The organism is Plastoroseomonas hellenica, from assembly GCF_018129085.1.
Taxonomy (GTDB): domain Bacteria; phylum Pseudomonadota; class Alphaproteobacteria; order Acetobacterales; family Acetobacteraceae; genus Plastoroseomonas; species Plastoroseomonas hellenica.
Map to the genome: position 1 here is coordinate 1 of NZ_JAAGBB010000053.1, position 20,979 is coordinate 20,979.

20 protein-coding genes and 1 riboswitch are annotated in these 20,979 nt (G+C 70.0%); of the genes, 7 read left to right on the forward strand and 13 right to left on the reverse strand.

Features of this window, described 5'->3' with window-relative positions; translation table 11 throughout:
- Both GXW71_RS28315 and GXW71_RS28320 read right to left on the reverse strand, forming a co-directional pair.
- Positions 1-554: site-specific integrase (locus GXW71_RS28315; protein ID WP_367617387.1), on the reverse strand; the 554-nt coding region annotated here is incomplete at its 3' end.
- A complete protein-coding gene (locus GXW71_RS28320; RefSeq protein ID WP_211856070.1) occupies positions 551-697 on the reverse strand; it encodes a hypothetical protein in 147 nt (48 codons plus the stop codon). The genes GXW71_RS28315 and GXW71_RS28320, both read right to left, overlap by 4 nt.
- Before the next feature lie 262 nt (positions 698-959).
- Between GXW71_RS28320 and aroB the strand changes: the two genes are divergently transcribed.
- The 4 genes from aroB (at position 960) to GXW71_RS28340 (ending at position 5,527) form a co-directional block, all read left to right on the forward strand.
- Complete coding sequence (gene aroB / locus GXW71_RS28325) at positions 960-2,624, forward strand: 3-dehydroquinate synthase (RefSeq protein ID WP_246526968.1); 1,665 nt, start codon at positions 960-962, stop codon at positions 2,622-2,624.
- Positions 2,625-2,877: 253 nt separating this feature from the next.
- Positions 2,878-3,510: a DUF2889 domain-containing protein gene (locus GXW71_RS28330; protein WP_211856072.1), complete on the forward strand. Its 633-nt coding sequence runs from the start codon at positions 2,878-2,880 to the stop codon at positions 3,508-3,510.
- A 2-nt stretch (positions 3,511-3,512) separates the two neighbouring features.
- On the forward strand, positions 3,513-4,682 hold the full coding sequence (locus tag GXW71_RS28335; protein WP_211856073.1) for an aminotransferase: 1,170 nt from the start codon (positions 3,513-3,515) through the stop codon (positions 4,680-4,682).
- 23 nt (positions 4,683-4,705) lie between these two features.
- On the forward strand, positions 4,706-5,527 hold the full coding sequence (locus GXW71_RS28340) for a hypothetical protein (RefSeq protein ID WP_211856074.1): 822 nt from the start codon (positions 4,706-4,708) through the stop codon (positions 5,525-5,527).
- 158 nt (positions 5,528-5,685) lie between these two features.
- Here GXW71_RS28340 and GXW71_RS28345 read toward each other — a convergent pair whose 3' ends face one another.
- The 8 genes from GXW71_RS28345 to GXW71_RS28380 form a co-directional block, all read right to left on the reverse strand.
- Positions 5,686-7,728, reverse strand: a complete 2,043-nt coding sequence (locus GXW71_RS28345) for a TonB-dependent receptor plug domain-containing protein (RefSeq protein WP_211856075.1) — start codon at positions 7,726-7,728, stop codon at positions 5,686-5,688.
- A gap of 145 nt (positions 7,729-7,873) precedes the next feature.
- Positions 7,874-8,089, reverse strand: a riboswitch (cobalamin riboswitch).
- A gap of 54 nt (positions 8,090-8,143) precedes the next feature.
- Positions 8,144-8,743, reverse strand: a complete 600-nt coding sequence (locus GXW71_RS28350) for an exopolysaccharide biosynthesis protein (RefSeq protein ID WP_367617388.1) — start codon at positions 8,741-8,743, stop codon at positions 8,144-8,146.
- A 34-nt stretch (positions 8,744-8,777) separates the two neighbouring features.
- Positions 8,778-9,575, reverse strand: a complete 798-nt coding sequence (locus tag GXW71_RS28355; protein WP_211856077.1) for an enoyl-CoA hydratase — start codon at positions 9,573-9,575, stop codon at positions 8,778-8,780.
- A 147-nt stretch (positions 9,576-9,722) separates the two neighbouring features.
- Complete coding sequence (locus GXW71_RS28360; RefSeq protein ID WP_211856078.1) at positions 9,723-10,898, reverse strand: CaiB/BaiF CoA transferase family protein; 1,176 nt, start codon at positions 10,896-10,898, stop codon at positions 9,723-9,725.
- A gap of 51 nt (positions 10,899-10,949) precedes the next feature.
- Positions 10,950-11,450: a DUF3016 domain-containing protein gene (locus GXW71_RS28365; RefSeq protein WP_211856079.1), complete on the reverse strand. Its 501-nt coding sequence runs from the start codon at positions 11,448-11,450 to the stop codon at positions 10,950-10,952.
- Positions 11,451-11,552: 102 nt separating this feature from the next.
- A complete protein-coding gene (locus GXW71_RS28370; RefSeq protein ID WP_211856080.1) occupies positions 11,553-12,521 on the reverse strand; it encodes a Bug family tripartite tricarboxylate transporter substrate binding protein in 969 nt (322 codons plus the stop codon).
- Positions 12,522-12,769: 248 nt separating this feature from the next.
- Positions 12,770-12,931 carry a hypothetical protein gene (locus tag GXW71_RS28375; protein WP_211856081.1) on the reverse strand — a complete coding sequence of 54 codons (162 nt, stop codon included), beginning with the start codon at positions 12,929-12,931 and terminating at the stop codon, positions 12,770-12,772.
- Between the two features lie 74 nt (positions 12,932-13,005).
- The gene (locus GXW71_RS28380; protein WP_211856082.1) at positions 13,006-13,794 is read right to left on the reverse strand and encodes an alpha/beta fold hydrolase; all 789 of its coding nucleotides are present in this window, start codon (positions 13,792-13,794) and stop codon (positions 13,006-13,008) included.
- Positions 13,795-13,991: 197 nt separating this feature from the next.
- Between GXW71_RS28380 and GXW71_RS28385 the strand changes: the two genes are divergently transcribed.
- Positions 13,992-16,550 carry an EAL domain-containing protein gene (locus tag GXW71_RS28385; RefSeq protein WP_211856083.1) on the forward strand — a complete coding sequence of 853 codons (2,559 nt, stop codon included), beginning with the start codon at positions 13,992-13,994 and terminating at the stop codon, positions 16,548-16,550.
- A gap of 52 nt (positions 16,551-16,602) precedes the next feature.
- On the opposite strand, the gene GXW71_RS28390 is transcribed toward GXW71_RS28385, so the two are convergent.
- Positions 16,603-17,304, reverse strand: coding sequence for a GNAT family N-acetyltransferase (locus tag GXW71_RS28390; RefSeq protein ID WP_246526969.1), 702 nt, complete (start codon positions 17,302-17,304; stop codon positions 16,603-16,605).
- A gap of 150 nt (positions 17,305-17,454) precedes the next feature.
- On the opposite strand from GXW71_RS28390, the gene GXW71_RS28395 reads away from it, so the two are divergent.
- Positions 17,455-18,261 carry a ferredoxin--NADP reductase gene (locus GXW71_RS28395; protein WP_211856084.1) on the forward strand — a complete coding sequence of 269 codons (807 nt, stop codon included), beginning with the start codon at positions 17,455-17,457 and terminating at the stop codon, positions 18,259-18,261.
- A gap of 275 nt (positions 18,262-18,536) precedes the next feature.
- On the opposite strand, the gene GXW71_RS28400 is transcribed toward GXW71_RS28395, so the two are convergent.
- Positions 18,537-18,995, reverse strand: a complete 459-nt coding sequence (locus tag GXW71_RS28400; protein ID WP_211856085.1) for a DUF6481 family protein — start codon at positions 18,993-18,995, stop codon at positions 18,537-18,539.
- A 96-nt stretch (positions 18,996-19,091) separates the two neighbouring features.
- Positions 19,092-19,553 (reverse strand): MarR family winged helix-turn-helix transcriptional regulator, encoded by a 462-nt coding sequence (locus tag GXW71_RS28405; RefSeq protein WP_211856086.1) that lies wholly within the window; start codon positions 19,551-19,553, stop codon positions 19,092-19,094.
- 239 nt (positions 19,554-19,792) lie between these two features.
- Here GXW71_RS28405 and GXW71_RS28410 point away from each other — a divergent pair, with 239 nt between their 5' ends.
- The gene (locus GXW71_RS28410; protein WP_211856087.1) at positions 19,793-20,941 is read left to right on the forward strand and encodes a TRAP transporter substrate-binding protein; all 1,149 of its coding nucleotides are present in this window, start codon (positions 19,793-19,795) and stop codon (positions 20,939-20,941) included.
- Positions 20,942-20,979: the final 38 nt, after the last annotated feature.

The following is a 20,979-nucleotide window of genomic DNA, read 5'->3' on the forward strand; positions in this document are numbered from 1 at the left end:
ACCGGCACCAGCCGCTCCTTGCCGCCCTTGCCGCGCACCGCGATCAGCGGCGCCTCCCCCGCACCCGGCCGCAGCGCCGCCGCCGGCAGGGTGACCAGCTCGGAGGCGCGGAGGCCGGAGCAATAGAGCAGTTCCACCGCCGCCGCCGCCACCGGGCCGCGACCACCGGGCAGGCCGGCGGCCGCCTCGATCAGCGCCGTGACCTCCGCCTCCGAGAGCGCCCGCGGCAGCAGGCGCGGCAGCTTCGGCGCGTCCAGCAGCTCGGTCGGATCGTCGGAGCGCACCCCCTCCCGCGCCAGGAACTGGTGGAACTGGCGCAAGGTCGAGAGCCGCCGCGCGCTGGTCCGCGCCGCCAGACCCTGCGCCGCAAGCGAGGCCAGATAGCCCGAGAGCGCCGGGCCATCCGCTTGGTGGAGGGCGAGGCCCCGCGCCGCCGCGAATCGGGCGAAATCGGCGAGGTCGGCGGCATAGGCCGCGAGCGTGTTGCGGGCGGCGCCGCGTTCCGCCGCCAGCATCTCGAGGAACGCCTCGGCGTGGCGCCCGCCCGCGGTCACCGCGTCTGGAAACGATCGTTCGGCAGGACGCGCTCCACCGGGCGCGGGTCGGCGGAGGGCGGAAAGGCCCCGATCACCAGAGCGCCGGCCACCAGCAGGCCCAGCAGAACGACGAGGATCAGCGCGATGGGATTGCGGAACATGGGCCTCTCAGAGTCCGTTTGGAAACGGGGCGGCGGCGGGCTGGCGAGGCATTTTTCGTCCCTGTCGTGCCGGGTGACGCAGCCGATGCTGTTTGCATCGGCGAGGAAGCCGGTGCGGCAGGGACGGAAAAGGCACGCCAGGCCGACCCGCCGCCGTTTCCAAGCGGACTCTCAGGGTGCCTCGCGGCCGGGTCGCGGTGTGCTAGCTTGGGCGACCGTGTCGCGCAACCTTGCCTTCGATCTTCTGACGGACGCCGTTCCGTTGCCCGAACCGTCCGGCCCTGCCGCCTTCGGCGCGCCCGGACGTTCGATCGTGCTCGTCGGCCTGCCCGGGGCGGGCAAATCCGCCATCGGAAAGCGGCTGGCGCAGCGCCTGGGCCTGCCCTTCCGCGACGCCGACTCCGAGATCGAGGCAGCGGCCGGCATGCCCATTACGGAAATTTTCGCCCGCTATGGGGAGGCGCATTTCCGCGATGGGGAGCGCCGCGTCATCGCGCGCCTGATCTCCGGTCCGCCGATCGTGCTCGCCGCTGGCGGCGGCGCCTATGCCGATGCGCGGACCCGCCGCGCGGTGCGGGACTCCGGCGCCATCGCGCTCTGGCTGCGCTGCCCGCTGCCGGTGCTCATCCGCCGCGTCGCTGGCCGCGAGCATCGCCCGATGTTCCTGAACGCCGAGCCAACCGAGGTGCTGCGGCACCTGATGGCGACGCGTCACCCCCTGTTTGCCGAGGCCGACATCACCGTGGACTGCTCCGACGAAAGCCCCGAATACACGACCCGCCGCGTCGCGGAGGCGATCGCCGCCTGGGTGCCGCCGCAACGCCTGCCGGTCAGGCTCGGCGATCGTGGCTATGACATCCTGGTCGGGCCGGGGCTGCTCGCGCAGGCGGGTGGACTGATCGCGCCGGCGATCCCGGCCCGGCGCGCCGTGGTGGTCACCGACACGATCGTCGGGCCGCTGCATCTGCCGGCGCTGCGGGCCGGGCTGGCAGCGGCGGGCATCGCGGTCGCCACCGAGATCGCAGTGCCGGCCGGCGAGGCCAGCAAGGGCATGGCCCGGCTGACCGAGGTGCTGGAGACGATGCTGGCGGCGGGTGTCGACCGGCGCACCACGGTGATCGCCCTCGGCGGCGGCGTGGTCGGCGACCTCGCGGGCTTCGCCGCCGCGGTCGCGCTGCGCGGCCTGCCTTTCGTGCAGGTGCCGACGACGCTGCTGGCCCAGGTCGATTCCAGCGTCGGCGGCAAGACCGGCGTGAACCTCGCGGCGGGCAAGAACCTGGCCGGCGCCTTCCACCAGCCGCGCATCGTGCTGGCCGACACGGCAACTCTCGCGACCCTGCCGCCACGCGAGCTCCGCGCCGGCTATGCCGAGGTCGCGAAGCACGGGCTGCTGCAGGGCCCACTCTGGGATTGGTGCGAGGCGAATGGCCGCGCGGTGGTGGCGGGTGATCACGCCGCGCTGGCGCATGCGGTGATCGAGAGCTGCAAGCTGAAATCCACCGTCGTCGCGGAGGATGAGCGCGAGGAGAGCGTCGAAGGCGGCCGCGCGCTGCTGAACCTCGGCCACACCTTCGCCCATGCTTTCGAAGCGGAATGCGGCTATGGCGGCGAGCTGCTGCATGGGGAGGCGGTGGGCGTCGGCCTCGGCCTCGCCGCGGCGCTCTCGGCCCGGCTCGGGCATTGCAGCCAGGAATTGCCGGGGCGGGTGATGCAGCATTTGGCGGATTGCGGGATGCCGGCGCGCATCCGCGACCTGCGGCGACGCTTCACGGTCGAAGCGCTGCTCGGGCGCATGGCGAAGGACAAGAAGGTGCGCGACGGCGCCATGCGCTTCGTGCTGCTGCGCGGCCCGGGCGATGCCTTCACCAGCGCCGATGTGCCGCGGGAGACGGTCGCGGGCCTGCTGCGCGACGAGGGAGGAGTCTAGTTTTTCATCCACCTTGTTTCGCGGCTGCGGTCGGTCGCGCGCGGGGCCGCGTTCGCGGCTCCGGAACATCGCTTCGCTCGCTTCGCAGGAACCAGGGGCGGCCTGCGGCCGCATCGTTCCCGGACGGCAGCTTCGACCTGGAGGCGGCGACCATCCTCGCGCCGGCCGCATAGGAGGCTCCCTGGGCATGCTCTGGACCCCCTCGCTGCACTGCGGCATACGGGAGAGTTCAAAGGCATAGCCGGAGGCTCGCTTGCCCCTCTCCGCACCCGCCGACCGCCAGTTGCTGCATCTGCGCGACATCGAGCTGCGCGGCTATCAGCGCGCCGATGGCCTGTTCGACATCGAAGCCCACCTGACCGACACCAAGAGCTACGGCTTTCCGAACGAAGGCCGCGGCTGGATCGAGAAGGGGGAGGCGCTGCACGGCATGTGGATCCGCCTCACCATCGACGACGACATGCTGATCCACGAATGCGAGGCGTCGTCAGACTTCACGCCCTACGACATCTGCCCGCAGGCGGCACCGAACTTCGCCCGCCTGGCCGGGCTGAAGATCGGGCCCGGCTTCAACAAGGCGGTGAAGGAGCGGGTCGGCGGCGTGCTCGGCTGCACCCATCTGCGGGAAGTGCTGGGCCAGGTCGCGACCGTTGCCTTCCAGACCCTCTACCCCGTGCGCCGCAAGCGGGAGCGGGAGGCGGCGGCCAAGCGGGCGGAGGCGCTGCGCGCGCAGGGGCTGATGCCGGAACAGGCGCCGCCGCAGCCGAACCCGCTGATCGGCACCTGCCTCGCCTATGCGCCGGACAGCCCAGTCACCCTGGCCCGCTTCAAGGAATCCGAGCCGTCGCCCCCCGATGGCTTCGGCCTGAAGGAAACCCAGGCCTGACCGTGTCCGCACCGCGCTTTGCCGCCCGCATCGAACGGACCGCCGCGCCACCGATCCCGGCGGTGCGCGCCTGGGCGGCGCGCTATGCCGGCGCCGCCGGTCCACTGCTCGACATGACCCAGGCGGTGCCGGGTTACCCGGCGCATCCGGAGCTGCTGGCCCGCCTCGGCGCGGCGGCGGCCGATCCGGCACAAGCGGGCTACGGCCCGATCGAGGGCGACATGCCGCTGCGCGCGGCGCTGGCCGCCGATATCGCGGGGACCTACGGCGCCGATATCGCCGCCGAGGAGGTTGTGATCACCGCCGGCTGCAACCTCGCCTTCGCCATGGCGATGGAGACGATCGCCGGTGCCGGCGACGCCGTGCTGCTGCCGACGCCCTGGTACTTCAACCACCGCATGGCGCTGGAGATGCTGGGCATCGAAGCGGTGCCGCTGCCGGCGCGCGCCGAGGATGGCTTCGTGCCGGATCCGGCGACCGCCGCGGCGCTGATCGGCCCGGCGACGCGCGCCATCGTGCTGGTGACGCCGAACAACCCGACCGGCGCCATCTACCCCGCCGCGACCATCGCCGGCTTTGCCGCGCTCTGCCGGGCGCGCGGGCTCTGGCTGGTGCTGGACGAGACCTATCGCGACTTCCTGCCGGAGGACGCCATCGCGCATGACCTGTTCCGCGACGGTGCCTGGCGGGACGGCGTGGTGCAGCTCTATTCCTTCTCGAAATCCTATTGCGTGCCGGGGCACCGGGTCGGCGCGATCCTCGCGGGCCCGGCCTTCCGTGCGCAGCTCGCCAAGGCGGTCGACACCTTCCAGATCTGCCCGCCCCGCGCCGCGCAGGCAGCGCTCGCCTGGGGCGTGCCGGCGCTGGCCGATTGGCGGGCCGGCAACCGCGCCATCATGGCCGGACGGGCCGATGCCTTCCGGCGCGCGCTCGCGCCGCTGCAGGATTGGCGCATTGAGAGCATGGGCACCTACTTCGCCTATCTCCGCCTGCCGGAAGCCGCGCCGGATGCCGAAGCGGCGGCGGAACGCCTCGCGGTGGAACGCGGGTTGCTCTGTTTGCCCGGCAGTTTCTTCGGGCCGGGCCAGGCACGCCATATCCGCCTCGCCTTCGCCAATGCCGAGGTTTCCACCATTGCCGGGGTGACGGCGAGACTGGCAGGCTTCGCCTGACACTTGGTGCCGGTCGCACGCCCATGACCAATTCCGCGCTGCTTCGGCGGCGACTGCTGCTTTGCGTGCCGGCATTGCTGCTGAGCGCCGCCCCGCATGCCGAGGAGGTGGAACCGCAGCCGGTCGCACTGTCGCCAGAGACCGAGGCCGAAGCCGAGGAGGAGGCCGAGCGCCGCGCCCCAGCGGCGATCGCGACCCCCTGTCCGGTGCGGCTCACGCCGAATGCCGAACCGGTGACGCTGTCGACGCGCATCGACGGAGCGAGCTTCGTCATCGCCTTCGACGGCGAGGGCGCGCCGGCCGAGCGCATCACCCTGCCCTCCCGCTACGGCCATGCGCGCATCATCGGGCTGTTGCCGGTGCGCGGGCGCGAGCTGGTGCTGGCCGCCTTCGAAGCGAATACCGGCAGCGGCGAATACCAGGAGATGGCCGCGGTGATCGGGCGGGAGGATAGCGGCCTGCTGCGCATCATCGGGCTGGAGACCATCCGCTATCGCCGCACCGGCGCCTGCGACGCCATGAACCTGCTGACCGGGCGCTTCACCGCGCAGCCGGACGGCACCGGGCTGCGCTACGACGTCTTCGCGCGCGGCCTCGGCTCCTCCTGCCCATCCCAGCGTGGCGCCTCCCCCTCCTGGCGCGAGGAATTCGGCACCACGCTGCGCTGGACCGGCACCGGGGTGCTGACCCTGCCGGTGCGGCGCAGCACCGCCGGGCGCACCCGCATCCGCGTCGAGGCGGCGCGCGCCCGCGCCATCACCTGGCTCCGCGCAGGCGCACGCCGCACCGTCACCTTGGGTGACGTGCGGCTGCTCGGATTGATGGATACCCTCGCTGACGCGTAATCTATCAATGGCGCCACAGCCGGTCCCACACGACGCGTGAAGAGCACTCAGGGCCGCACATGCGGCCCCGCGCGCGACCGACCGCCGGCATCACCGCGCCCCGGATGCGCGGAAGGCAAGCGGGCCGGATGGCCCGCGCCCGCCGCCTGAGGGCTCAATCAAAGCGCGATCCTGACGCCGGCCAGCACGTTGCGGCCCGGCAGGACGTAGCTGTTCACTGGCTCCCAGCGCGAATTGCCGAGGTTTCGGCCTTCGAGGAACAGCGTGGTGTTCTCCTGCACGCGCCAGCTCGCGGTCAGGTTGGCGACGGTGCCGGAGGGGTTCACGCCGCGGTCGCCGAAGCCGCTGGCGCCGGGATAGACGATGTCGTTCTGCGCGCCGGTGAAGCGCAGCTCGCCCGTAACAACCACCGGCGTGATCGGCTGCCAGCGGAAGCCAGCGGTGATGGTGTTGGAGGGGCGCCGCAGCAGCCTGAGATCGGTGTTGTCGTCGAAGGCCTCTGTCACCGTCCAGCCGAAGCGGAGCGTCAGCGCCTCGATCGGCGCCACTTCCAGCCCGAATTCGACGCCATCGACGCGCGCGCGGTTGATGTTGCGGGAGGTGCCGGGGAAGGTCGAGAAGTCGTAGACGATCAGGTCCTTGGTGCGGCTCGCGAAATAGGTGGCGGAGAGCTCCACCTGCCGCACCGGGCGCCAGGCGATGCCCGCTTCCCAGCTCGTGCCCCGCTCCTCCCTGAGGCCAGGATTGCCGACGACGAAGGCGGAGCGGCCGAAGCGTTCCTCGAGGCTCGGAGCGCGGAAGGCGGTGCCGACTGCCGCGTGCAGGCGAAGGCCGAGGCTCTCGAGCGGCATGACGGCGCCGAGCCGCCAGGTGGTGGCGCCGCCGTAATCCTCCGCCTCCTCGTGCCGCACCGCCGCCGAGACGTCGAGCAGATGGAAGAGGCGGGCCTCGATGCCGGTGAAGACCGAATAGGCACCGGCCCGGGCATCGGTCGCGGTGACGCCTTCGCCGCGGGTGCGGCTCGACTGGCGCTCATGGCCGGCACCGAAGGAGAGCACGGCCTGGGTGATGCCGGGCGCATCCGGCAGCGCGATGCGATTGCCCCAGTCGATCGCGGTGCGGGTGCCGCGGAACAGGCTGTAGGGCGTGAAGGGGAAGGGATCGATCTCGTCCGGCGCATTGCTCGACCGGCGCCGGAACTCGCTGCGCGACAGGCGGAGGCCGGTGGTCCAGGCGCCGCCGAGCAGCCGCGCCTCGCCGCGCAGCACGCCGAGCCATTGCCGGTCATTGCCGGTGGCATTGGGGTCCTCGGCGCCGGCGGCGTCGAAGGCGTAGTTGGTCTCGCGCCAGCGCAGCAGGCCTTCGAAGCGGAGATTCTCCAGCGCCTGCCAGCCGAGGCGGATGGTGCCGGCGGCGGCGCGGTAGCCGTCACGCTCCCCGGTATGGCCGGCGAGCCGCGGTGCCGAGGCATCGCTGCCGCGCGTCGAGAAGCCCTGCGCGACGGCCAGGTAGTCGAAGGTGCCGATGGTGCCGGCGATGCCGGCATGGGTGCGGACGGTGCGGTTGCTGCCGCCCGCGACCTCTCCGAAGGCCGTCACCTGGCGGTCGGCGGGGGCGCGGCGCGTCACCAGGTTGATGGCACCGCCGAGCGCACCCGAGCCATAGAGCGAGGCGAAGGGGCCGCGCACCACCTCGATGCGCTCGATGTCGCCGAGCAGGTCCTGGCCAAAATCGAAGGCGCCGGCCGGAGCGGAGGCATCGTTCACCGGCACGCCGTCGATCAGCACCAGCGTGTGGTTGGAATTGGTCCCGCGGGTGAAGATGCTGGTCTGCTGGCCGGGGCCGCCGGTCGCGGCGAGGTTCACGCCGGGGATGGCGAAGAGCGCTTCGGCCACCGTCTGGTAACCGCGCTCCTCGATGTCGCGCCGGGTGATCACGGTGACGCCGGCCGGCAGGCGCTCGGGCCCGGCTTCCGCGCCGGTCGCGGTGACGATGGTCTCCGGCAGGGTGATCGGCCGGGTCTGGCCCGGGGGGGGCGGGATCTGCGCCAGCGTCGGTGCGGCGATGGCGGTGGACAGGAGCAGGGCAAGAGCAGATCGCCGCAGGGCGGAAACGGCCTGAAGCGCGAATCTGCTCGTCGAACAAAGAAGCGGAACGGTGGAACGCAGCGAAGCGGGGTGAAAACGTTCTAGCCAGCGCATCCGGGGATCCTCCGGTGATGCGTTCAAACGACATGCCCGGACGCCGAGGCGCCCGGACGGTGGGCGTCGTTCCCGCATTCGGAGGCTCGGGCGCAAGCGCCCTCCCCTGGGATCCGTGGCATCGGTGCACCCCGCCCGACACCCGCGAGACAACTCTGCGCCGGCCGGTCTCCTGGCTCGGCGGCGCTGCGGGACCGATCGCCCCACCTGCGTGCCCCGCCTTCTCGCGCCTCTGGCGCAATGGCGATGGGGCGCGCACGCCGCCTACAGTTGCGGGGGCAGCCGCGGGTCCGCCGTGTGGTCACGGCGCCGCGCGTTCCCGTTTCAGCCCTTACGGGCCACCGTCGCATGGATGGCGTGTAGCAGAGCCGACATCGTGGCGACAACGGTCCGAAGCCGCCGTCACAGGCCGGGATCAGAAGATCCAGTTCAGGGCCGCGATCCCGATCCAGCCGAGCGCCACCAGCATCGCGGTCGCGAAGATGTTGCCGAGCGCGGTGGCGACGATGCCGATGCCGACGGTGCGGTTATCCGCCTCCAGCACGCCGAGCGCCATCACGATGGTGCCGAAGGCAGGCGGCCCGTTGGTGCCGGGTCCGGGCAGGATCAGCATCACCGCCGCGTAGGCGGCGAGCCAGCCGACCGCCCGGTCGCCGGCCGGGCTGAGGAAAGGCCCGGGCCGCGGCCGCACATAGCGCTCGACCTTCGAGAGCCAGCGGGAGGAGGCCTGGGTCAGGCGCAGGATGTCATCCCGCTTCAGGCTGCGCCGCGCCAGGAAGCGCGGCAGCTTCGGCCGCCGCAGCCCGAAGCCCATCTGGATGCCGAGGATCAGAATCGGCACGCCGAAGACCATGGCGACCCCCGGCAGCAGGGCCGGCAGGCAGAGCAGCAGGATCAGGAGGCCGAAGGCGCGGTCGCCGAAGAGCTCGGCCAATTCGCCGAGGGTGACGCGCTCGCCCGGGCAGCGCGCCACCACCTCTGCCACGAGGCGCGAGATCGGAGCCTCGTGGTTCACGGCGCCCGGCGGCTCCGTCACCCCTTCCAGGAGATCAGCGCCCGGTGAAGACCGGCTTGCGCTTCTCCATGAAGGCACGGCGGCCCTCGGCATAATCGGCGCTGTCGAAGCAGGCATCGCCGGCGGCGGCGATCGCCGCCATATCGCGATCGGCCGGATCCAGGCCCACCGCCTTCACGGTGCGCTTGTTGGCGCGCAGCGACAGCGGCGCATTGACGGCGAGCGTCGCGGTCAGCTTGGCGACCGTCGCGCCCAGCTCCTCCGGTGCGACGACCTTGTTGATGAGCCCGAACTGCAGCGCCTCCGCCGCCGTGAAGCGGTCGCCGCTCATCAGGATCATATGGGCATTCGCGGGGCCGACGAGCTGGACCAGGTTGGTCACCATGTCGAAGCCATAGGCGATGCCGAGCTTCGCCGCGGGGATGCCGAACTGGCTGTCGGAGGAGGCGATACGGATGTCGCAGGACATGGCGATGCCGAGCCCGCCGCCCATGCAGAAGCCGCGGATCTCGGCGATCACCGGCTTCGGGTAGTTCAACAGGCGCTTGCGGCCGCCACCGGTCTTGCGACCGTATTCCTTCTGCGCGTCCGCATCCGAGCGGTTCTTCTCGAACTGGCTGATATCGGCGCCGGAGACGAAGGCCTTGTCGCCGGCGCCGGTCAGCACGACGCAGCGCACGGCGTCATCCGCCTCGAAGCTTTCGAGCGCGTGGGACATGCCGTCCCACATCGCGATCGACATCGCGTTGCGCTTCTCCGGCTGGTTGAAGGTGATGCGGCCGACGCCGTCCTTCACCTCGGCGATGATCTTGCCGTCCGCGTATTCCACCATGATCCGTCCTTCACCAAGTAAGTGGCGCGTCCGATTCAGACCTTCGGGCCCTTCGGCCCTTCGGTCATCGGACGCTCAGTCCTCGTAAGCGGAGCGTCCGATTCAGACCTTCGGGCCCTTCGGCCCTTCGGTCATCGGACGCTCAGTCTACTGAACCGCATTGCGGGCACGCAGCGCCGCGATGGCTTCGCGCGAGATTCCGGCTTCGAGCAGGATCTCGTCGGAATGTTGGCCGAGCTCGGGCGGCAGGCGCCGCACGCTGGTCTCATGGCCTTCGATGTTGATGGCGCTGTCCACGACATGGGTGTCACCCATCGGCAGCGCCATGCGCAGATGCGCGACCTGCGGGTCGGCGAAGACCTGCGCGATGTCGTTCACCGGGCCGCAGGGGATCCCCGCTTCCTCCAGCGTCGCGATCCACCATTCCGCGCTGTGCTGGCGCGTGACCTCCGCGATCGCGGCATTGAGTGCCGGGCGGTCGGCGGTGCGCTGCTTCGGCGTCTTCCACTCCGGCCGTTCCAGCCAGTCCTCGCGCCCCGCCGCCTTGCAGAAATTGGTCCAGAGCTTGGCGGAGGAGGCGGCGATGTTGATCAGCTTGTCGGAGGCGGGAAAGACGCCCATCGGCGTGTTCACGGGATGGTCGTTGCCCGCCTGCCCCGCGACCTCGCCCGCCATCAGGTAGCGGCTGGCCTGGAAGTCGAGCATGAAGACCATGCTCTCGAGCAGCGAGGTCGTGACGTGCTTGCCGCGGCCCGTCTTCACCCGCTCGAACAGTGCCATCATGATGCCGAGCGCGAGCAGGTTGCCAGCGGTCAGATCGCAGATCGGGATGCCGACGCGCACCGGGCCCTGGCCGGGCAGGCCGGTGATCGACATCAGCCCGCCCATGCCCTGCGCGATCTGGTCGACGCCGCCGCGCGTCGCATAGGGGCCGGTCTGGCCGAAGCCGGAAATCGAGGCGTAGACGAGGCGCGGGTTGATCGCGCGCAGATCCTCGGGCGCTACCTTCAGCCGGTGCTTGACCTGCACGCGCATGTTCTCGACCAGCACGTCGGCGGTCTCGACCAGCTTGAGGAAGGCGGCCCGGGCCTCGTTATCCTTCAGGTTCAGCGCGATGCCGCGCTTGTTCCGGTGCAGGTTCGCAGAATCATAGCCGTTGCGCGCGCCGGCCAGCCCGTCGCCATCGCCCGGCGGCTCGACCCGGATGATGTCGGCGCCCCAATCCGCTAGATGCCGCACCGCCGTGGGCCCGGCGCGGGCGAGCGTGAGGTCGAGAACCTTGATGCCCGCCAGCGGCAGCGGGTTGTGCGACGTTTCCGGCATGCCTGCTCTTCTCCGGTATACCTGGACACTAGGGCCGCCGGGCGCGAAGGGCTAGGTGCCGCTGCCAACCCGCGCGATGCGCCAAGCGAACCAATCCTCCAGCATCCGTTCCTCATAGGGCAGCCGATCGCCGGACCGGATCGAGCCCCCGCGATCGAGGTAGGTGCGGTCGGTCACATCCTCCTCGCCGCGCGCCAGGACGCGGCCCTCTCCCTCCAGCACATAGCGCAGGCGGAGGCGCGGCCAGGTGGCGCCGGTCATGACGCGGAGGTTCGGCGCCTGCACGCGCCAGGGCTCGAAACGACCGGCGAGATCGACGTCCAGGATCTCGATCCGCAAGCTGCGTCCGGGCGGCAGCCGGCGGCCGAGGCGCTCGAACTGCCGGCGGAGCGCCTGCAAGGCGGGCGCATCCGCGCCGACCGGGCGATCGGTCGCGAGGTTCGCATCCGTATAGCGCCCGGGCTCAAGGAAGCTGACGGTGACTTCGGCCCGGGCCCCGCCCGCCGCGAGCAGCGCGGCGCCGCCGAGCGCCAGGGACCGGAGCATTCGCATGGGTATTCCTCCACCGGGTGCGGCAGCGGATGCCTGCGGTCGCCAAGCCGCCGCGCCTTGCCCGCCAGATGGCGATGGCGCCTTGTGCCGGCAAGCCGGGCGTCAATCCGGCTGGTAGTTGGCGATGCGCAGCAGCTCCGCGTTGCGGATCACGTCCTCGCGGATGAAGGCGGCGAATTCGGCGGGGGTCTCGGCCACCGGCTCGAAGCCGAGGTTGGTGAGCCGTTCGATGGTCGCCGGCTCGCGCATGCCGGCGACGATCGCGGCATTGAGGCGCGCCACGATCTCCGGCGGCATATGGCGCGACGCCCAGACCCCATACCAGGAATAGAATTCGAAGCCCGGCAGGCCCGCCTCGCTCATGGTCGGCAATTCCGGCGCCAGCGGGCTGCGGCCCGGGGAGGCGATGCCGAGGCCGCGCACCTGCCCGCCCCGGATCATCGGCAGGGTCGCGAGCGCGGGGTCGAACATGAGTTGGGCATTGCCCGCCGCGACATCGGTCAGCGCCGGGGCGGAGCCGCGATAGCCGACGATTTCGATATTCGCGCCGGTCACCCGGTTGAACTCGATGGTACCGAGATGCCCGGCGGAGCCGAGGGAGGAGGTGGCGAAGCTCCAGCGTCGCCCATCCTGCTTCGCGGCCTCGACCACGGCGGGGATGCTGGCTTCGTGCCGGCGCGGATCCATTACCAGCACCAGCGGTCCGCGGGCAGTGCGGGCCACCGGCGCGAAATCCTCGACCGGGTCGTAGGGCGCGGCGCGCATGACGTGACGCGCCATGACGTGGATGCTGGCGGAACCGAGGATGGTGTAGCCGTCGGCGGGGGCGGCCAGCACCGCTTGGCTGCCGATCGCGCCATTGGCGCCGGCGCGGTTGTCGACCACCACCGGCACGCCGAGGCTTTCCGAAAGCTTCTGCGCCGCGAGGCGCGCCATCGCATCGGTCGCAGCACCGGGCGTATAGGGCACGATCATGCGGATCGGACGGTTGGGATAGGTCCCCTGCCCAAGCACCGCGGGCGCCGTCAGCAAGCCCGCCCCCGCCAACACAACGCCACGCCGCTTCAGCATCCAAGGCCCCTGTTCCACGCTGCCGCATGGTGCGGCGCAGCGCGGCAGCAGCGCAATGGTGAAACGAATGGGGTGATCGGCCGCGCGGCCACAGGCCGCATCTGGTCTCTGCGGCGGCGAGGCGGAGCCGATGCCCCGAGGCCGCGAATGCGGCCCGCCGGTAGTCCGGCGAAAGCCAAGCCGGCGGATGCCGGCGCCGGCGCTTGAGGTCAAAAAACAACCTGATACCGCGGCCTTCGGCCGCTGTATCAGGCGACGTTCAGCAGCAGGGCCTTGGTCAGCACCGCCGCCAGCGTCGCCAGCACGACACCGGTCTGCAGCCCCCACTTCCGCGCCGCGGCGAAGACGAGGCAGCCTGCGATCAAGCCCCAGGCAAGGATCTCGCCGAATTCAATGCCAGAAACCGGCATGGCGCCCCTCCTCCGCTCAGATTATCAGCTTGTAATCATACCGTAATTCCTGGGATCGAAGGAAGAGAAACCGATCAACCGATCGCCGCCAGCATCCGGCTCAGCTCCTCGGGCGCGGTGACCATGGCGTCGTGGCCGGTGCGGATCTCGAGCCAGGTCCAGCCGTGCTGCCGCCGCACCCATTGGCGGGAGGCTTCGAGCGCCGGATAGATCGGATCGACGCAGGCGATATAGGTGCAAGGCCTGCCATTGCCGACCGGGTTGCGGAGCGGGAGCGGGCTTTCATAGGTGCCGGCCGGATGCGGCACCAGGCGGCGCGCCACCCAGGCGGCATCGGCGCTGGCTTCCGGAATGCCGAAAGCGGCGGCCGGCGGCGGCGGGATGGCGACGCCATCGCCCTGTTCCTGGATCAGCCGGCGGCGCGCCGCGACCACCTCCGCCGGCAGGTTGCCGAAGGGGCTCTGGCCGCCCTCCAGCATCAGCGCGTCGAGATAGACCAGATGGCGGATGCGCTCCGGGATGCGGTCGGCGGCGCCGGAGATGCCGCTGCCGCCGAAGGAATGACCGACCAGGATGACCTCGGTCAGCTCCTCGGCCTCGATCAGGTTCACGACATCGGTCACGAAGGTATCGAGGGTGATGTCGCGCGACAGCAGGTGCTTGCGGTCGCCGAGCCCGGTCTGGGTCGGGGTGAAGACACGGTGCCCGGCTGCCCGCAGGCGGTCCGCGACGCGCGACCAGCACCAGGCGCCATGCCAGGCGCCGTGCAGCAGCACATAGGTCTTGCCCGCCGCCGGCTGCGCGGCGGCGGTGCCGGCGAGAGGGGCGGCGGCGGCTGCGGTCATGAGGTTTCGGCGGCGCATCGCGGCGCTCTCCCTGTCCTGGCGTTTCCCGACCGGCAACCTAGCCAAGGATAGGATCGATGCGCGAGCCCGGCCCCGAACCCGGACAATTGACCAATGACGGCATCTTTGCTGCGCCCAGGAATGTTACAGGGTATGGCTAGTGGCCGAGCATCGCCCGAAATCGGTCGGGCCAAACCTGCATGCAGAAGATCAATATGATGATTTCCTGCCAAGATGCCGGATTACAGAATATTTTCCTGCAAGCGCTTGAGCAGGCGATCGACGCTGCGGTCATCACCGACGAGACGGGCACGATCATCTTCTTCAACGCCGCCGCCGAACGCCTCTGGGGCTATGGCCGCGACGAAGTGCTGGGCCGGCCGATCGGCTGCCTGGTGCCGAAAGGCGACGGGAACCCGGCCGACCTCGTCGTCGGTGCCAGCCGGGAGCTTCGGATCCGGCGCAAGGATGGCGCGACCCGTTGGGGGGCGGTTTCCCTGTCCCGTGTCGCAGCCCATGGCCGGACCATCCTCCTCGGCTTCGTCCGCGACGTGACGGAGGAGGTGGCGCGGCGCGAGGAGCTCTATCTCCTCTCGCTCGTCGCCAACGAGACCGACCGTATCGTCATCGTCACCGGCGGCGATCGCCGCATCGTCTACGTCAACCGCGCCTTCACGGAGATGTTCGGCTACGAGTTGGCCGAGGTCAGGGGCCGATGGCCGATCGAGCTGCTGGCCGGCAGGCGCACCGACCCCAAGGTGCTGCAGCATCTCAGGCGGCGTGCCGGCGTCGAGCGCGGGTTCCACGAGGAACTCATCACCTACAGCAAGTCCGGCGAGGAGATCTGGGTCTCGACCACGGTCAATACCGTGCTCAACGCCGACGGAACGCTCAAGAACATCGTCGCGGTGCTGGCCGACATCACGGAGAACAAGCAGATCGAGGCGCTGCAGCGCGACGTCCTGGAAGCACTCGCGAAGGACATGCCGCTGCCGGAGATCGCCGCGATGATCTGCCACAGGGTGGAAGCCATCGCCGCCGGCGTCTTCTGCTCCATCCTGCTGGTCGACCAGGATGGCCGGCTGCGGCCGCTCGCGGCCCCGAGCCTGCCCGAGCAGTATTCGGAGGCGCTGAACGGGCTCGAGATCGGTCCGATCACCGGATCCTGCGGCACCGCCGCCTATCTCGGCATCCCCGTCGTCGTCGAGGACATCGCGACCGACCCGCTATGGGAAGCCTACAAGGCGCTCGCCCTGCCGCTCGGCCTCGCGGCCTGCTGGTCGAGCCCGATCAAGCTGCGCGACGGGCGTGTCGCCGGCACCTTCGCCTTCTATTTCCGCGAGAAGCGCGGACCAAGCCCCTGGCACGAACACGTCGTCAATGCCTGTACGCATCTCTGCGCGCTGGCAATCGAGCGGCACGAGGCGAAGACGCATATCGCCCAGCTCGCCTATTTCGACACGCTGACCGGGCTGCCGAACCGGGCGCGGCTGCATCAGCTCATCGACAGCCTCACCCACGATCCGGACGCGGCGAACGCCCCGATTGCCTGCCTGTTCCTCGACATCGATCACTTCAAGGACGTGAACGATACGCTGGGACACTCGACCGGTGACCGGCTGCTGATCGAGGTCGCGCAGCGCCTGCAGAACCAGTTGCGGCCGACCGACGCCGTCAGCCGTCTCGGCGGCGACGAATTCGTGTTCATCCTGCCCGACTGCGACGCCGATGGGGCGGTCGCCGTCGCGAAGCGGATCATCGACGCGCTCTCGGCCCCGCTCCGGGTCGGCGCCCTGACCCTGTCGGTTTCGGTCAGCATCGGCATCAGCCTCTACCCGGATAACGGGGGCGACAAGGAAACCCTGCTGAAGCACGCCGACGCCGCTATGTATCAGGCCAAGGGAGCGGGCCGCGGCACCTACCGCTTCTTCAGCCCGGAGATGAACCGCTTCGCGCAGGAGCGCCTGATCCTCAGCGCAGCTCTGCGTGAGGCGCTGGCGCAGGACGCGCTGGAATTGCACTACCAGCCGCAGCTCCGCACGGTCGATGGAAAGCTGCACGGCGTCGAGGCGCTGCTGCGCTGGACGCATCCGACGCTCGGCAGCATCGCGCCGGAGCGGTTCATCCCGCTCGCGGAGGAAAGCGGGCTGATCGAGGCGATCGGCGAATGGTGCCTGCGCACCACCTGCCGCCAGATCGCGGCATGGCGTGCGGCCGGGATCGATATCGGCACCGTCTCGGTCAACCTGTCGTCGCAGCACTTCCGCAAGCGCGACCTGCCCCGGCTGATCGCGGCGCTGCTCGATGCGCATGACGTGCCGCCCGAGATGCTGACGATCGAGATCACCGAGAGCGTCATGATGGATGACCGGACGGCGACGATCGAAACCGTACGGGCGGTTCAGGCGCTCGGCGTCGGATTGTCGATGGATGATTTCGGGACCGGCTATTCGAGCCTGAGCAGCCTGACCCGGCTGCCGATCTCCGAGCTCAAGATCGACCGCAGCTTCGTGCAGGAACTCGGCCAGGACGAGCAGGCGCAGGCCGCCACCCAGGCGGTGATCCGGATCGGCCAGAGCCTCGGCATGATGGTCATCGCCGAAGGCGTCGAGACCGAGGAGCAATGGCACATCCTGAAGGCCCTGCGCTGCCAGGCCGCGCAAGGCTTCCTGCTCTCGCCGGCCTTGCCCGCCCCGGCGCTGGAGGCCTGGCTGGCGGACCATCCGGCCACCGCCCGGACGGCGTCCCACCTCGACGTGGCCTGGTCGATCTGAGAGACCATTTGGGAATGGCGGCGGCCTCGGAGAGCCTGTTTCGACCGGGCTCTCAGCGCATCAGGCTGGCCTTCGGCCGGCCCGCCGGGTCCCAGTTGGAATCCGCGAGCCAGGCGAGGATGGCATCGCGCCTGGCTGGCCATTCCTCGGCCAGGATCGAGAAGAAGGCGGTGCTCCGCGACCTGCCCTTGATCACCAGGTTATCGCGCAGCTCCCCTTCATGGGCGAAGCCGAGGCGCATCGCGGCGCGGCGCGAGGGGGCGTTGAGCGCATTGCACTTCCACACCAGCCGCCGGTAGCCGAGGTCATCCATGGCGTGGCGCATCAGCAGGAACATCGCCTCGGTCGCGGCGCGGCTGCGCTGCATGCGGGGCGAGAACCAGATGTGGCCGACCTCGATCGCGGCGTTCCTGGGTTGGATCTCCATCAGCGTCAGCCAGCCTTCCACGGTGCCCGAGACATGCGGCCGCACCGCCCAGGCCATCGGATCGTGCTGGGTCGCGAATTCCGCGACGAAACCGGTGAGCGCAGCCTCGGACGCGAAGGGGCCATACCCCATATAGGCCCAGGAGGCATCGGCACCCTGCGCGGCGCGCCAGAGCTCGGGCGCATGGCGCGGGTGCAACGGCTCCAGCGTCACCGCGGCGCCGCGGTGCGGGATGCGCGCCGGCAAAGGGCGAGGGGTGGCATCCACCAGCGGCCCGACCGGCGGGTCGGTGGCGGGGTCGCGGGGGGCCTTGGTATCCGTGGACAAATCCTGCTCCGTACGCGCTGTTGCGGAGGATGCTAGTCGCCCGCGGGGCCTTGCGGCGAGAGGGGGCCACGCCTGCGCCAATCGTTGTTGCACCAATGACCCGCCGGGGCTAACCCGGGGGTCCTATCGCCCAATGGGTCCGTCAGACGCATGAACCAGATCGCCCCGGAAAAGCCCCCCATTCCCGCCGCCTATTTCGGCGAGCGCGTGCTGTCGGTGCACCATTGGACGGATCGGCTCTTCTCCTTCCGTTGCACTCGCGACCCGGTGCTGCGGTTCCGGGCCGGCGAATTCGCGATGATCGGGCTGATGGTGAACGGCAAGCCCCTGGTGCGCGCCTATTCGCTGGCCAGTGCCCCCTGGCAGGAGGAGCTGGAGTTCCTGTCGATCAAGGTGCAGGACGGCCCCCTCACCTCCCGCCTGCAGCATATCCAGCCGGGCGACACCGTGCTGATCGGGAAAAAGCCGGTCGGCACCCTGGTGCTCGACAACTTGGCGCCGGGGAAGACGCTGTGGCTGATCGCGACCGGCACCGGCCTCGCCCCCTTCCTGAGCCTGATCCGCGAGCCCGAGGCCTATGACCGGTTCGAGCGCATCGTCGTGAGCCATACGGTCCGTGATGTCGCGGAACTCGCCTACCGGGACTTCATCAGCAAGGACCTGCCGCAGGATGAGCTGCTGGGCGAGCTGGTCGCGGGGAAGCTGATCTACTACCCGTCGGTGACGCGGGAAGCCTTTCCGGTCCAGGGCCGCATCACGGCGTTGATCGAGAGCGGGCGTATCTTCACCGATCTCGGCCTGCCGCCGCTCGACCCCGCGCATGACCGCGTCATGCTCTGCGGGTCGGAAAACATGAATGCCGACATGAAGGCGCTGCTCGAGGCGCGCGGCTTCGAAGAGGGCGCGAACAACCGCCCGGCGAGCTACGTGGTCGAGAAGGCCTTCGTGACGAAATAAATTTGATCACAAAGGCTGGGTCTTTTCATCGTCCTCAAGCGCCGGCGGCCGCATCCGCGGCCTTGGCTTCCGCGCTGTAAGGCGCGCGCCTGGCGCGGCTGATGGTCGCGCGCGGGGCCGCATTCGCGGCCCCGGAGCATCGCTGCGCTCGCTCCGCAGAAACCAGTGGCGGCCTATGCCCGCTTGGTCCTCGCCTCCGAAGCCGCAGCGAAGGAGGGTGCGGCCGCGGGGTGTTGCTTCGAGGGCCTGTCCTCCGAAGCCTCGGCGAAGGAGGACTACTTCTTCTTGCCGCCCCTGCGCTGGGCGTCGCGCGCTTCGCGCTTGGCCCGCTGCTCGGCGATCTGCGCCAGGGCACGGGCCTTCTTCTCGGCATCCAGCGCCGCGGCGAGCTGCTCCTTGTTCATCGCGGCGGCGACGGCCTTCGCCGCCTCCTCGGCCCGGCGCTTCGCCTCCTCGGCGGCACGGGCCGACTCCAGCACCTGGCGCTCCCGCTCGGCGATCAGGGCGGCGGCCTTCTCCTCGGCGATCCGGCGCTCCTCGGCTTCCTTCGCGGCCTGGCGCTCGGCCGCGCGGGCCTCGCGGGCCCGCGCGATCTCGACCTGCTGGGCCAGACGCTCCTGCACGGCGGGATCATCGGGGCGCGGCATGGCACGGAAACGCTCGGCCAGGGCGTTCTTGGCGGCGGTGGCGGCGGCTTGGCGATTCTGGAAGGTGTCGAGCTTGCTGAACTTCATGCGCGCGCCATATCCAAAAACGTTGCGCTCGCCAAGAGCAGCGCCGTCAGGGCAGGGCAGCGTTCGCGGAAGGCTTCCTGGGGTTGCGCTAGCCGATCACGTACCAGCGACGCGGCGGAGCATGGCCAGGAACTTCACCCGCTCATCCTCGCTGAGGCAGGCGAGCAGGCTTTCATTCGCCGATTGGGCGCGCGGGCTGGCGAGCGCCGCCATCTCCCGCCCGGCCGGAGTTGGGGACAGCACGACGGTGCGACGGTCCATCGGGTCGCGGGTCGCGACCACCAGTTCCCGTGCCAGCAGACGGCGCACCACACCCTGGATGGTGGCGGGATCCATCGCCACCAGGCGGCCGAGCCTATTCTGGGTGGCCTGCCCCAGTTCGACCAGACGTAGCAGGGCTGCGAATTGCGGTGGCGTCAGCGCATGTTCCCCGGCGCGGGCGGCGAATTGCTGGACGTGGCGCTGATGGGCGCGTCGCAACAGATGCCCGACGGATTCGTCGAGGCGATAGGCGGTCTCGATCGGCAACGCGAAGATTTCGGCCAGCCGGCTCGACATGCGTGCACCTGCTTCCCTGCCTACGCTTGATCGCGCAGTGCGACGCTTCCGTCAACCTTGCGCCGCACACGTCAGGGCCGGGAAGCCGGCAGCCGTTGGCCGGCGAAAAGCGCCATCCGGAGATGGGGACATCGCCTCCAGGCACCGACAAATGTGGATGTTGCGCAAGGACGCCAAACCTCGTTATCTGCAAGTATAGGCCCGTGTGAACCTCGCGCGGCGCCGCCGTGGAGGAAACAATGACCGAGACGACGCAATCAATGCGCCCGGCCGCCCGCCGGGGGTTCCTGAAAGGGGCCGCTGCCGCCGCGACGGGCGCCGCTGTGCTGGCCACGCCGAATGTCAGCCGTGCCCAGACGGTGACGCTTCGCTTCCAATCCACCTGGCCGCAGCGCGACATCTTCCATGAATTCGCCGGCGACTTCGTCAGCCGCGTCAACGCCATGGCCGGCGGCCGGCTCCGGCTCGAGCTGCTGGCCGCCGGCGCCGTGGTGCCGGCCTTCCAGTTGATGGACGCGGTCAGCGCCGGCACCCTCGATGGCGGCCATGGCGTGCCCGCCTATTGGTTCGGCAAGAACAAGGCCTTCAGCCTGTTCGGTACCTCCCCCCCCTGGTTCGGCGACGCCAACCAGTTGCTCGGCTGGTACCATTATGGCGGCGGCGAGGCGCTGTACCGCGAACTGCTGGCCGACATCGTGCGCGTGAACGTGGTCGCCTTCATGACCGGCCCGATGCCGACCCAGCCACTCGGCTGGTTCAAGAACCCGATCGAGCGGCCGGATCAGATCCGCGGCCTGAAATACCGCACCGTCGGCCTTGCCGCCGACCTCTTCGCTGAGATGGGTGCTGCCGTCGTCTCGCTCCCGGGCGGCGAGATCGTGCCGGCGCTGGAACGCGGCGTGATCGACGGCGCCGAGTTCAACAACCCCTCCTCGGATCGCGTCCTCGGCTTCCCCGACGTCGCCAAGGTCTACATGATCCAGAGCTACCATCAGCGCACCGAAAGCTTCGAGGTCCTGTTCAACAAGGGCAAGTTCGACGCGCTGCCGGAGGACCTGCGGGCGGTGATCAAATACGCTTCGGAGAGTTCCTCGGCCGACATGTCCTGGAAGCTGCAGGACCGCTATTCGCGCGACCTGCTCACGATGGCGCAGCAGCAGGGCGTCTCCGTCCGCGCGACGCCGCGGCCGGTGCTGGATGCCCAGCTCCAGGCCTGGAACCGCGTCATCGAACGGCTGGAGGGCGACAACTCCTCCCCGGCCAACGGGCCCTTCTTCAAGAAGGTCTGTGACAGCCAGCGCGAATGGTGCCGCCGCGTGAGCAGCTTCTTCCTGCGCTACGAGGCGAGCTCGGTGGTTTCCTTCAACCATTTCTTCGCGCGCGGCTGACAGTCCGCGATACCGAGGCGTACCGCCGCCCCGCCAAT